This is a genomic window from Microbacterium sp. NPDC080005 (genome assembly GCF_040702445.1).
Classification (GTDB): domain Bacteria; phylum Actinomycetota; class Actinomycetes; order Actinomycetales; family Microbacteriaceae; genus Microbacterium; species Microbacterium oleivorans_D.
In genome coordinates, this window is sequence record NZ_JBFBLD010000001.1 from 1,255,908 (window position 1) to 1,268,277 (window position 12,370).

Annotated in this window: 13 protein-coding genes; 4 read left to right on the forward strand and 9 right to left on the reverse strand. The window is 70.1% G+C overall.

Going from position 1 to position 12,370, the window contains the following annotated elements; all coding sequences use genetic code 11:
* Genes AB0259_RS06120 through pdhA form a run of 4 tightly spaced genes read right to left on the reverse strand, consistent with a single transcriptional unit; the run spans nt 1 to nt 4,617 of the window.
* Entirely contained in the window at nt 1-1,167 is a 1,167-nt protein-coding gene (locus AB0259_RS06120; protein WP_366220052.1) for an acyl-CoA dehydrogenase family protein, read from the reverse strand.
* A complete protein-coding gene (locus tag AB0259_RS06125; protein WP_366220051.1) occupies nt 1,164-2,495 on the reverse strand; it encodes a dihydrolipoamide acetyltransferase family protein in 1,332 nt (443 codons plus the stop codon). The genes AB0259_RS06120 and AB0259_RS06125 overlap by 4 nt, the downstream gene beginning before the upstream one ends.
* The gene (locus tag AB0259_RS06130; protein WP_366220049.1) at nt 2,492-3,499 is read right to left on the reverse strand and encodes an alpha-ketoacid dehydrogenase subunit beta; all 1,008 of its coding nucleotides are present in this window, start codon (nt 3,497-3,499) and stop codon (nt 2,492-2,494) included. Before AB0259_RS06130 ends, AB0259_RS06125 begins: the two co-directional genes overlap by 4 nt.
* Nucleotides 3,496-4,617, reverse strand: a complete 1,122-nt coding sequence (pdhA, locus tag AB0259_RS06135) for a pyruvate dehydrogenase (acetyl-transferring) E1 component subunit alpha (RefSeq protein WP_366220048.1) — start codon at nt 4,615-4,617, stop codon at nt 3,496-3,498. Before pdhA ends, AB0259_RS06130 begins: the two co-directional genes overlap by 4 nt.
* 177 nt (nt 4,618-4,794) lie before the next feature.
* Here pdhA and AB0259_RS06140 point away from each other — a divergent pair, with 177 nt between their 5' ends.
* Nucleotides 4,795-5,268 carry an Lrp/AsnC family transcriptional regulator gene (locus tag AB0259_RS06140; RefSeq protein WP_251580566.1) on the forward strand — a complete coding sequence of 158 codons (474 nt, stop codon included), beginning with the start codon at nt 4,795-4,797 and terminating at the stop codon, nt 5,266-5,268.
* Here the strand turns inward: AB0259_RS06140 and AB0259_RS06145 are convergent.
* On the reverse strand, nt 5,216-6,223 hold the full coding sequence (locus AB0259_RS06145) for a DMT family transporter (protein ID WP_366220047.1): 1,008 nt from the start codon (nt 6,221-6,223) through the stop codon (nt 5,216-5,218). The two genes, AB0259_RS06140 and AB0259_RS06145, sit on opposite strands and share 53 nt — an antisense overlap.
* 91 nt (nt 6,224-6,314) lie before the next feature.
* On the opposite strand from AB0259_RS06145, the gene AB0259_RS06150 reads away from it, so the two are divergent.
* Complete coding sequence (locus AB0259_RS06150; RefSeq protein WP_366220045.1) at nt 6,315-6,872, forward strand: CGNR zinc finger domain-containing protein; 558 nt, start codon at nt 6,315-6,317, stop codon at nt 6,870-6,872.
* Here AB0259_RS06150 and AB0259_RS06155 read toward each other — a convergent pair.
* On the reverse strand, nt 6,832-7,728 hold the full coding sequence (locus AB0259_RS06155; protein WP_251580563.1) for an alpha/beta hydrolase: 897 nt from the start codon (nt 7,726-7,728) through the stop codon (nt 6,832-6,834). The genes AB0259_RS06150 and AB0259_RS06155 overlap by 41 nt on opposite strands.
* 86 nt (nt 7,729-7,814) lie before the next feature.
* On the opposite strand from AB0259_RS06155, the gene AB0259_RS06160 reads away from it, so the two are divergent.
* On the forward strand, nt 7,815-8,651 hold the full coding sequence (locus tag AB0259_RS06160) for an exonuclease domain-containing protein (protein ID WP_366220042.1): 837 nt from the start codon (nt 7,815-7,817) through the stop codon (nt 8,649-8,651).
* Between the two features lie 56 nt (nt 8,652-8,707).
* Here the strand turns inward: AB0259_RS06160 and AB0259_RS06165 are convergent, their stop codons facing one another.
* The 3 genes from AB0259_RS06165 to glgA form a co-directional block, all read right to left on the reverse strand.
* Nucleotides 8,708-8,959, reverse strand: a complete 252-nt coding sequence (locus AB0259_RS06165) for a type B 50S ribosomal protein L31 (RefSeq protein ID WP_018186539.1) — start codon at nt 8,957-8,959, stop codon at nt 8,708-8,710.
* An 80-nt stretch (nt 8,960-9,039) separates the two neighbouring features.
* Complete coding sequence (locus AB0259_RS06170; protein ID WP_366220039.1) at nt 9,040-9,825, reverse strand: ABC transporter ATP-binding protein; 786 nt, start codon at nt 9,823-9,825, stop codon at nt 9,040-9,042.
* Nucleotides 9,826-9,852: 27 nt separating this feature from the next.
* Nucleotides 9,853-11,046: a glycogen synthase gene (gene glgA, locus AB0259_RS06175; protein WP_366220037.1), complete on the reverse strand. Its 1,194-nt coding sequence runs from the start codon at nt 11,044-11,046 to the stop codon at nt 9,853-9,855.
* A 76-nt stretch (nt 11,047-11,122) separates the two neighbouring features.
* On the opposite strand from glgA, the gene glgC reads away from it, so the two are divergent.
* Nucleotides 11,123-12,367 carry a glucose-1-phosphate adenylyltransferase gene (gene glgC, locus AB0259_RS06180; RefSeq protein ID WP_251580559.1) on the forward strand — a complete coding sequence of 415 codons (1,245 nt, stop codon included), beginning with the start codon at nt 11,123-11,125 and terminating at the stop codon, nt 12,365-12,367.
* The last annotated feature ends 3 nt before the right edge of the window (nt 12,368-12,370 follow it).

Here is a 12,370-nt window from a genome sequence, read left to right on the forward strand (position 1 = left end):
TCAGGCGAGCCCGAGTGATCGGGCGATCAGGAGCAGCTGCACCTCGGTCGTCCCCTCCCCCACCTCGAGGATCTTCGAGTCGCGGAAGTGGCGGGCGACGGGGTACTCGTTGATGAAGCCGTTGCCGCCGAAGATCTGGGTCGCCTCGCGCGCGGTGTCCATCGCCGCGTCGCTCGAGGTGAGCTTGGCGATGGCCGCCTCGGTCTTGAACGGCAGCCCCGCGTCGCGCAGGCGTGCCGCATGCAGCCAGGCCAGCCGTGAGACGTGCACGCGCTGCTGCATGCGCGCGAGCATGAACTGGATGCTCTGCCTGCTGCCCAGAGACTCCCCGAACACGACCCGGCTCTTCGCGTAGTCGACCGCCGCCTCGAGGCATCCCTCCGCGGCACCCGTCGCGAGGGCGGCGATCGCGATGCGGCCCTCGTCGAGGATGTGCAGGAAGTTCGCGAATCCGCGGCCGCGCTGACCCAGGAGGTTCGCCTCCGGCACGCGCGCACCCACGAACGAGAGCGGATGCGTGTCGCTGGCATGCCAGCCGACCTTGTCGTACGCGGGGCCGACGGTGAACCCGGGGGTACCCGACGGCACGATGATCGTCGAGATCTCCCGCGCCGCGGCGCCGGGCTCGCTCGTGACCGCTGTCACCGTGACGAATCGCGTGATCGACGTTCCGGAGTTCGTGATGAACTGCTTCGCGCCGTCGATCACCCACTCGCCGTTCTCCAGGCGCGCCGTCGTGCGGGTGGCCCCGGCATCCGACCCCGCCTCCGGCTCGGTCAGACCGAATCCCGCGAGCGCACGCCCCGCGAGCAGGTCGGGCAGATGCTCGTCCCGCTGCGCGTCCGTGCCGAACCGGAAGACCGGCATGGCACCGAGACTGACGCCCGCCTCGAGGGTGATCGCGATCGACTGGTCGACGCGCGCGAGGGCCTCGATGGCGAGACCGAGCGTGACGTAGTCGCCGCCCTGTCCGCCCACCTCTTCGGGGAACGGCAGGCCGAACAGTCCCATGTCCCCCATCTGGGCCACCACGTCCATCGGCAGTGTCTTCGTGCGGTCGGCCTCGTACGACGCCGGTGCGACGACCTCGTCGGCGAAGGAGCGGACGAGCCCCGCAAGCTCGACCTGCTCCTCGCTGAGCCCGTATCCCGACAGCGGCAGACTCATGCGAACACCATCGCCCGAGCCGGGTCGCGCAGGACGTCGCCCACGTCGGTGAGGAACCGTGCCGCCTCGGCGCCGTCCACGAGCCGGTGGTCGAACGACAGGCTCAGCGTCATCACCTCGCGCAGCGCGACGCCGCCCTCGTGCTCCCACGGCCGCCGCTGCACCGCGCCGAGACCGAGGATCCCTGCCTCGCCGGGAACCAGGATCGGCGTCCCCGCGTCGACGCCGAACACGCCGTAGTTGGTGATCGAGAACGTGCCGCCCGCGAGATCGGACGGTGTCGCCTTCCCGGCGCGCGCCGTGTCGGCCAGGGCGCGGATCGCGTCCGACAGGTCGAGGAGCGACATCCCGCCCGCGTCCTTGACGGAGGGGACGACGAGCCCGCGGTCGGTCGCTGCGGCGATCCCGAGGTTCACCTTCCCGAAGCGGACGATCTCCCCCGCGTCGTCGTCCCATGTCGCGTTCAGTTCCGGCGTGCGTCGCAGCGCGAGGCAGACCGCCTTCGCCGCGACCGCCATGATGCCGACGCGGTGGTCGGCAAAGCGGGCGTCGGCGCGCAGGCGCGCGACGAAGGCGACGGATGCCGTGACGTCGACGGTGAGGAACGTCGCCGCGTGCGGGGCGGTGAAGGCGGAGCGCACCATCGCGTCGGCCGTGTGCTTGCGCACCCCGCGGATCGGGATGCGCAGGTCGGTCGCGTCGACCTGCGCGCCGGCGGCCGGCGTCGACGCGAGGGCCGGAGCGGGTGCCGCAGCCGTGCGGGCGGCGTACGCCTCGACGTCGTCCCGGGTGATGATCCCGTCCACGCCGCTCGCCGCCAGCAGATCGAGGTCGACACCGAGGTCGCGCGCGAGCTTGCGCACGGGCGGCGTGGACCTCGGTCGCTCGCGAGGCTCGCGCTCGGGGATGCTGGGGTCGATGGCGTCGTGCGGCGCCGCTTCGCGGACGGCCAGGTCCACGGCATCCCCGCCCGACCCGACGCGGGCGCGCCGCCGCGGCCGGGCGCTGCTGCGGGGTGCCGCGCCGTACCCGACGAGGTTGGGCTCGCGCTTCTGCTCCGGCTCGGGCGCGTCGCCATCGGCATCCGTCCCTGCGACCTCGAAGGAGATGAGCACCTCCCCCACGGGGACGACATCTCCCTCCGCGTGGCGCAGGGAGGCGACGGTCCCGACGAACGGCGACGGGAGCTCGACGACGGCCTTGGCCGTCTCGACCTCGGCGATCGTCTGATTCAGGGTGACCTCGTCCCCGGCGGCGACGTGCCACTGGACGATCTCGGCCTCGACGAGGCCCTCGCCGAGATCAGGAAGGCGGAAGTCGGTGATCACGCGGTCACCTCCGGCATCCCGGCTCGGCCCATGACGCGATCGACGGCATCGAGGATGCGGTCGAGGTCCGGCAGGTGATGCTGCTCGAGTTTCGCCGGCGGGTAGGGCACATCGTGCCCGGTCACCCGCAGCGGAGGTGCTTCGAGGTAGTGGAAGCACTTCTCCGTGATGCTCGCGATGACCTCCGCCGCGACGCCCGCCTCACGGGACGCCTCGTGGGTGACGACGACGCGACCGGTGCGGCGCACCGACGCGGCGACCGTCCCGTAGTCGACAGGCGACAGCGAGCGCAGATCGATCACCTCGAGCGACACACCCTCGTCCTCGGCGGCGAGCGCGGCATCCATCGCCGTCATGACCTGTGCGCCGTAGGTGACGACGGTGACATCGCTCCCTTCGCGGACGACGCGCGCGAGTCCGAGCGGCGGCGCGTCGGCGATGTCGCCGTCCAGGTCGACCTCGCCCTTCGTGTGGTACAGCCGCTTGGGCTCGAAGAAGACGACCGGATCGTCGCTCGCGATCGCCTGCCGCAGCATCGTGTAGGCGTCCTGCGGATTCGACACCGCCACGACGCGGAGACCTGCTGTGTGGACGAAGTACGCCTCTGGCGACTCGGAGTGATGCTCGGCGGCACCGACGCCGCCCGCCCACGGGATGCGGATCGTGAGCGGCATCTTGACGCGTCCCTGCGTGCGGTAGTGCAGCTTGGCGACCTGGCTCACGATCTGGTCGAAGGCCGGGTAGACGAAGCCGTCGAACTGGATCTCGACGATCGGCCGGAACCCGCGGAAGGCGAGACCGACGGCCGTCCCGACGATCCCCGACTCCGCCAGCGGGGTGTCGACGACACGCCGCGGTCCGAACTCCGACTGCAGCCCGTCCGTGATGCGGAAGACGCCACCGAGCCGGCCGATGTCCTCGCCCATGACCAGCACGCGGTCGTCGTCGGTCATGGCGCGACGCATCGCCGCGTTCAGGGCCTTGCCCATCGTCAGCTCGGTCATCGTGCGCCGCCCCCGGCGAAGCCGTCGAGGTAGGCGGCGAACCCGGTGCGCTGTTCCTCGATCCCGCGGTGCGGTTCGGCGTACACGTGGTCGAACACCCGCAAAGGCTCGGGCGCGGCGGCCCCCACGACGGCGCTCCGCATGGCCGCCGTGAAGCGATCGGCATCCGCCGTCAGCTGCTCGGCGAAAGCGTCGTCGAACGCGCCCAGCGAGCGCAGGTAGGACTCGACCCGGGTGAGCGGATCCCGTGCGCGCCAGTACGCGACCTCGTCCGCGTCCCGGTACCGGGTGGGGTCGTCGGACGTCGTGTGCGGTCCGACGCGGTATGTGACGGCCTCGAGATAGGCGGGTCCGCGTCCGCTGCGAGCATGGTCGGCGGCCCAGCGCATGGCCGCGATGCACGCGAGGACGTCGTTGCCGTCCACCCTGAGGCTCGGGATGCCGAAGCCCGGCGCGCGGCCGGCGATCGGTGTCCGCGACTGCAGCCCGACCGGTTCGGAGATCGCCCACTGGTTGTTGGAGCAGACGAAGACGACGGGCACGCCGAAGGCGGCGCCGAAGACCATCGCCTCGTTCACATCGCCCTGGCTGGTCGCGCCGTCGCCGAAGTAGGCGACCGCGACCTGATCGCCGCCGTCGCGCTGCACGCCCATCGCATAGCCGACGGCGTGGAGGCTCTGGGCGCCGATGATGATCTGCGGATTCGCGACGTGGACGTTGAACGGGTCCCAGCTCGCGTGCTCGGCGCCGTGCCAGACCATGACGAAGCCGCGCGGCTGCACACCGCGCACGACCTCGATGCCGATCTCCCGGTAGCTCGGGAAGAGGAAGTCGTCGTCGTGACAGGCCCAGGCGGTGCCGACCTGCACGGCTTCCTGGCCCTGCGCCGGCGCCCACAGCCCCAGGTGTCCCTGACGCTGCAGCGCGACACCCTCGGCGTCGAGTCGGCGCGCCAGGAACATGTCGCGATAGACCTGGCGCAGCATCGCGGCGTCGACGTCCGCGGCCCACCGGTCCAGCCGCTCGTCGCGCACGCGGCGGCCCTCGTGATCGAGAAGACGAGCCACGTCTTCGGTGTCGCTCGCCACGGCCGCGGCGGGGGTCAGAGTGTCGGTCATCGTCGTCCCTCTCTGATTGCGGTCGCACGTCTTGTGGACGGATGACCGGCGCAGAACACCGGCCTCGTCGCCGGATGCTGCGAGAGTACGTCGACGTCGCACCTCGCTCAAGCATCGCGTGCAACATTGAGCAGGATGCGTAAAGGGTGTGACTGCTCCCTGCTATGGTGTGGCACTATGAGCGCCCTCGACCACGTGGATCTCGAGCTGCTGAACGCCCTCGCCGAGGACCACCGTGCCACCGTGGTCGCCCTCGCGGAGCGCCTCGGGCTCTCCCGCAACACCGTGCAGGCCCGCATGGCCAAACTCGAGCGTTCGGGGGTGTTCCTCTCCTTCGAGCGAGCGATGTCGCCCGCCGCGCTCGGCTACACGATCGAGGCGATCCTGCACGTCCAGGTGCGTCAGGCGGACCTGCCGCGGATCACCGAAGAGCTCCAGGAGATCCCCGAGGTCGTGCAGTGTCATGGACTCAGCGGCCCGGTGGACCTCCTGGTGCGTGTCGCCGCCCGCGATACCCAGCACCTGTTCGACATCGACGCCCGCATCCTCGCCATCGACGGCGTCGAACGCACCGAGACCTCCCTCGCCATGGGCGAGGTCATCGGATACCGGGTCCGACCTCTCCTGGCAGCGGCTCGGCGGGGGAACTGACATCGGCGGGCGCGCGCTCCTCCAGACGGACGAGGACCACGCCCGCCAGGATGAGCGCGCCGCCGACGAACTGGACCGCAGCCGGCGCCTCGCCGATCAGCAGCCACGCGAAGCTCAGCGCGAACAGGACCTCGGAGAGCCCGACGAACGACGCGAGCCGCGACCCGATCTTCGGCACCGCCATGACGCCGAGGGCGTAGCCGGTCGCCGTGCAGACCCCGACGAGGAGCAGCGGGATCAGCGGCGCCACGCGCACCCCGAGCAGATCGACCGGCTCCGCCGACACGGCCAGGGGCAGGATGCCGACGCCCGCCAGGACCAGGATCGTCACCGTCCCGATGAGCAGGCCGCCGGCGGCGAGGGCGAGCGGCGGCAGGTCGTCGCCGGTCCGTTCGCTCATCACGAAGTAGACGCACGCACAGACCGCTGCCAGGAGGGCGAAGACCGTTCCCAGCAGGTCGAAGCGGGCCCCGGCGATGTCCACGACGAGCACCAGACCCGCCATCGCCACGACCGAGCCGATGAGAACGGTGCGGGACGGCGCACGACGCGTCCGCGCCCAGACGAAGAGCACCAGCATGACGGGAGCGAGGTACTGGATGAGCAGGGCGACGCCCACCGGCATCCGCTGCAGGGCCGAGAAGTAGAAGATCTGGCAGCCAACGACGGGGATCAGCCCGAAGGCGACGAGCGAGACCCCGTGCCGACGGAGGAAGTCGGGTCGCCGACGGAGCGTGTGGACGAGCGCCGGCGAGAGCACGAGTCCCGCGACACCCATCCGGATCGCGAGCACCGCCGCGAGCGACCAGCCGCCCTCGAGCAGCGGCTTGGCGATGGGCCCGCTGATCGAGAACGTCAGGGCACTCGTCACGGCGAGGATCAGACCCGTCGACGGCACCCGCCGCGCCGAGGTGTGCCGGTCGGTGGCAAGTCGGGCAGGTGCCGTGTGCGTCATCGGTGTCCCTCGAGGATGAGTCCGGTTCGTCATGACCTAAGCGTCACTACACTGGTGACAGTAGCGATCCCCCGCGTCAGGAGTCAACACCATGTTCATTCGTGACACCGAGCTCTCGCTGCGCGCCGCGACCGCGCTCGTGAACTCCCTCCCCGAGATCGACGGTGACGGCGTCGATCGACTCGCGACCCTCGAGGACATGGGGGCCTTCCTGAGGGAGTTCCCCTACAGCGGCGTGATCCGCCGCGACGATGTCGAGCTCTCGGAGCTGCGGGGTGCACGCACGCGACTGCGGATGCTCTGGACGGGTGACCGCGTGGCGGCGGTCCCCATCGTCAACGCCATGCTGCGCGAGGGGAAGGCTCTGCCCCAGCTCGTCATCCACGATGCGTACGACTGGCACATCCATGCGACCGACGACGCGGCCCCGCTCGCGACCCGCATCACCGTCGAGGTCGCGATGGCGTTCGTCGATGTCATCCGCTCCGACGAATTCGACCGCGTCCGGGTCTGCTCCGCCGACGACTGCGAGGCCGTCTACATCGACTACTCGAAGAACGGGTCCAAGCGCTACTGCGACACCGGCAACTGCGGCAACCGCATGAACGTCATGGCGTATCGCCGGCGGAAGGCCGAAGAAAGCGCGTGACGGCGGATGCCGCGGCCTGCGGCGTCTCGTAGTGGATGAGGTGCCCCACACCGGGGATCACCACGAGTTCCGCATCCCGGAAGAGCTTCTGCAGCGCGTACTGCGCGGGCATCGGAGTGATGTCGTCGTTCTCGGCCGCGATGAGCAGCGTGGGGACCGTGATCCGAGGTGCTGCGGCCCGGACGTCGTTCGACACCGAGGTCACGAACGCTTCGCGCAGGGTGTCCCGGTCGGCGAAGCGCGAGAAGTACGTGTCGTGCTGATCATGGATGAACGTGCGCAGGGCCTTGTCCCGCGTCTTGGCCATCGCGATGCTCATCACGCGGACGATGACCGGATTGCGCAGCAGGGCGTCTCCGATCCGGCGCGGCAGTCGCGCCCCTGCCCAGTAGTAGAAGATCGCCAGTCGCGTGAGGATGCCGCGGGGGCCCTCGAGCGCGGGGGCGCCGATCGGGTTGACGAGGATCAGACGGGGTGTCGGGAGTCCTCGTGCGACGGCGGCCGACGCGACGATGGACCCGAACGAGTGGCCGAGGACGACGGCCCCCGGCGCGGCCACCGCGGCGAATGCCGTCAGCCAGTCGGCGTAGCCGTCCAGGTCATGCCGACCCGGCAGGGCAGGCGTCTCGCCGAACCCCGGCAGGTCAGGTGAGACGACCCGCACACCGTCGAGGAACGCGACCACAGGCTCGAGCCCGTGGTGCTCCCCCCGGAAGCCGTGGACGGCGAGGATCGTCGTGTCCGCGTCATCCGGACCGTAGGCCCAGTAGGCCGTCGATACGCCGGCGACGGCGACCTCGTGACGCTCGACGGGGATTGCCCGCAGTCGGTGGGCGTACGGGCTCGCGGCGGTCACCCGAAGAGTCTACGAGCGCGTGCGCGCCTCCGCGTCGGCGGCGCGTCGTCCGGGTCGATGTCCGCGCCCGACCGTAGCGTCGGAGCATGGGCGCCTGGCACGACACTCCGCTGTGGGATGACGACACGTGGGGTGAGGCGCCCGCGCCCTCCGCCGACGCATCCCCCGCGGTCGCCGCTGAGCCCGCACTCGTCGTCCTCGAGCCCGCGACTGACGATGCGCTCGCCCCGCCGATCATCGCAGTGGGGCCGTGTGCGGGACCGCTCGGCGTGTTCGATCTCGAGACCACCGGCGTGGACGTCCGCTCCGACCGCATCGTGACGGCGCACGTCGGTGTCCTTGACGCATCGGGCAGCGTGATCGATTCACGCACGTGGCTGGCTGACCCCGGGGTGGAGATCCCCGCCGGCGCGACCGCCGTCCATGGGATCACCACGGAGCGAGCCCGAGCCGAGGGGCGTCCGGCCGCGGAGGTCGTCGCCGAGGTCACGGCGTCGCTGCGCGACCTGTTCGCGGCCGGCATCCCGGTGGTCGCCTACAACGCCCCGTTCGACTTCTCCCTCCTCAAATACGAGGGTCTTCGCCACGGCGTCGCCCCCATCGAGGCACCGTCCCCGGTCATCGACCCGCTCGTCGTCGACAAGACCTACGACAGGTACCGGCGCGGCAAGCGGACGCTGGAGGTCGTCGCCGCCCACTACGCCGTCGTGCTGGAAGGCGCGCATGACGCCGCCGCCGATGCGATCGCGGCGGGGCGCGTCGCCCAGGCCATCGTCACGCGGTTCGATCTCGAGGTCTCCGCGGACGAGCTGCACACCCAGCAGATCTCGTGGGCGCGCGCGCAGGCCGAGAGTCTGAGCGAGTACTTCGTCCGCATCGGGCGGATCGATGCGGACGTCGACGGCAGCTGGCCCATCCGCTGAGCCCGCGTCGGAGACGACGAAGGCCCCGCCGGAGCGGGGCCTTCGAGGGTGGCTGCTTACTTGCTGCCGAAGTTCTTGAAGCGCTGGTTGAACTTCTCGACGCGACCGGCCGAGTCCATGATGCGCTGCTTGCCCGTGTAGAACGGGTGCGAGGCCGACGAGATCTCGACGTCGATGACGGGGTAGGTCTCGCCGTCCAGCTCGATCGTCTTGTCGCTGGAGACCGTCGAACGGGTCAGGAAGGTCTCGCCGGAGCCGAGGTCGCGGAACACGACGGCGCGGTACTCGGGGTGGATGTCAGTCTTCATTGGGTTCCTCACGAAGTGCCCTGGATTTTGCCAGGTGCGGGTGGAAGTCTGCGGCGCGAGTGCGCCAACGCGAGAGTCTATCAGGATGCCGCGCGGGCGGCGAACCGGCCATCCTCGGCGGTGAGCGTGATCGGCATGCCGAAGGTCGCGGTCAGGTTCTCGGCCGTCAGGGTCTCGGCGATCGGCCCCTGTGCGACCGCTGCCCCGTCCCGCAGCAGCAGGACGTGCGTGAAGCCGACGGGGATCTCCTCGACGTGGTGGGTGACCATGATCATGGCCGGCGTCGACTCCTCCTGCGCGTATCCGCCGAGGAGCGACAGCAACTCCTCGCGGGCGCCGAGGTCGAGGCTGGCCGTGGGCTCGTCGAGCAGCAGGAGCTCGGGGTCCGTCATGACGGCGCGGGCGATCTGCACACGCTTCTGCTCACCGTCCGACAGCGTGCCGAACGTCCGGTCCGCGAGGTCCGCGAGGCCCCACTCCCCCAGCACACGACGCGCGCGGCGCTCGTCGATCGCCTCGTAGTCCTCCCGCCAACGACCCAGCACCGAGTACGCGGCGGTCAGGACGACGTCGAGCACGGATTCGTCCTGCGGAACGCGCTTGGCCATCGCGGACGACGCGAAGCCGATCCGGGGGCGGAGGTCGAAGACGTCCGTGCGCCCGAGGCGCTCGTCGAGGACGGTCACAGCGCCGGAGGTCGGGTGGACGAGTGTCGCGGCGAGCTGCAGCACCGTGGTCTTCCCAGCGCCGTTGGGGCCGAGGACGACCCAGCGCTGGTCGGACTCGACCGTCCAGTCGATCCCGTCGACGATGTTGCGGGCGTTGCGGCGGACGACGACGTCGGCGAGTTCGAGGACCTGAGGCATGGCCCCAGCCTATCGAGGGTCGAGGCGCTACCGAGCGGCCGCCACGACCTCCCGGTAGAGGGCGGCCGTCTCGTCGGCGATCGCCTCCCAGCTGAAGGCGGATGCCGCCCGCTCGCGACCGGCTCTGCCGTAGGCGCGCGCCCTCTCCGGGTCGGAGACGACCTCCGTGAGCGTCGCGGCGAGGTCGGCGACGAACTTCTCCGGATCGACCGGTGTCCCCGTCCCGTCCTCGGCCTGTTCGATCTCGACGAGGCGTCCGGTCTCGCCGTCGATGACGACCTCGGGGATGCCGCCGGTGGCGGTGCCGACGACGGCCGCGCCGCACGCCATGGCCTCGAGGTTGACGATGCCGAGCGGCTCGTAGATCGACGGGCACACGAAGGTCGTCGCAGAGGTGAGGATCGCGCAGAGGTCCGGGCGCGGCAGGAACTCCTCGATCCAGACGACACCCTCGCGGGTGCGCTGGAGCTGCTGCACCAGGCCCTGGACCTCGGCCATGATCTCAGGCGTGTCGGGCGCCCCGGCGCAGAGGATCAGCTGCACCTCGGGCGGCAGGAGCTCCGCCGCGCGCAGGAAGTACGGAAGGCCCTTCTGCCGCGTGATGCGCCCCACGAACACGACGGACGGTCGTGCCGGATCGATTCCCCACCGCGACAGGAGGTCCGGGTCCTCTCGCGGCTGCCAGGCGTCGACGTCGATGCCGTTGTAGATGACGCGCACCTTGGCGGGGTCGAGGGAAGGGTAGCTGCGGAGGATGTCGCGCCGCATCCCGTCGCTCACGGCGACGACGGCGGCGGCGTTCTCGTAGGCGGTCTTCTCGACGTAGCTCGACAGCGCGTAACCGCCGCCCAGCTGCTCGGCCTTCCAGGGACGCAGCGGTTCGAGCGAGTGCGCGGTCACGACGTGCGGCACCCCGTGCAGCATCGAGGCGAGGAAGCCGGCGTAGTTGGCGTACCAGGTGTGGCTGTGCACGACATCCGCTCCCGCGACGTCGCCGACGATCTCCAGGTCCGTCCCGAGCGTCTGCAGCGCGGGATTGGCGCCCGACAGACCCGTCGGGGCCGCGTACGAGGTCGTGTCGGCCTCGTCACGCTCCGCGCCGAACGCGCGCACCTGGACCTCCATCCGGGAGCGCAGCGCCTTGACGAGCTCGGTCACGTGGACACCGGCTCCGCCGTAGATCTCGGGCGGGTATTCCTTCGTGACGATGTCGACGCGCATGGACCGAACTCTAGGGCACCGGGACACGGTGTCACAGTCCTGGTCGGACCCTCCGAAAGGCACATAGTGTGAGCACATGGCAGCATCCCCGAAGGTCCTCGGTATCGTCCTCGCCGGTGGCGAGGGCAAGCGACTCATGCCGCTCACCCAGGACCGCGCGAAACCCGCCGTTCCTTTCGGCGGGCAGTACCGGTTGATCGACTTCGCGATCTCGAACCTCATCAACTCCGAGCTGCGCCAGATCGTGGTCCTCACGCAGTACAAGTCGCACAGTCTGGACCGTCACGTGTCGCAGACGTGGCGGATGTCCGCCCTGCTGGGCGCCTACGTGACCTCCGTCCCCGCACAGCAGCGGCTCGGCAAGCGGTGGTTCTCGGGGTCCGCCGACGCGATCCTGCAATCCCTCAACCTCATCCACGACGAGAAGCCCGACATCGTCGCCGTCATCGGTGCCGACCACGTCTACCGCATGGACTTCCAGCAGATGATCGACGCGCACATCGCCTCCGGTGCCCGCGCCTCGGTGGCCGGCATCCGTCAGCCCATCTCGCTGGCCAACCAGTTCGGCGTGATCGATGTGGATCCCACCGACGGCGTCACGATCCGCGACTTCCTCGAGAAGCCGCAGAATCCCACCGGGCTTCCGGACAGCCCGGGCGAGGTCCTCGCCTCGATGGGCAACTACGTCTTCGACACCGATGCCCTCATCGAGGCCGTCGAGGCCGACGGCGAGCTGCCGACCTCGAACCACGACATGGGCGGCGACATCATCCCCTACTTCGTGTCCCGCGGCGAGGCGGCGGTCTACGACTTCCAGCGCAACGACGTCCCCGGATCCACCGATCGCGACCGCGACTACTGGCGGGATGTGGGCACGATCGACTCGTTCTTCGACGCGCACATGGACCTCATCTCGGCGCTGCCGGTGTTCAACCTGTACAACATGGACTGGCCCATCCGCTCGCAGTCGGTGAACTCGCCGCCCGCGAAGTTCGTCCGCGACGGCATGGGACGGATCGGTAACGCCATCGACTCGATCGTGTCGCTGGGCTGCGTGCTCTCGGGCACCCACCTCGAGCGCAGCGTGCTGGGCCCCTGGACGCTCTCGGGCGGCGGCGCGACGATCACCGACTCGGTCCTGTTCGACCACGTGAGCGTCGGCGCCGGGGCGCGTGTGCACCGCGCGATCCTCGACAAGAACGTCGTGATCGAGCCGGGCGCCACCGTCGGAGTCGACCGCGAGCTCGACCTGTCGCGCGGGTTCACCGTCACCGACAGCGGGCTCACGGTCGTGGGGAAGAACATCCGCATCACCGCCTGAGCG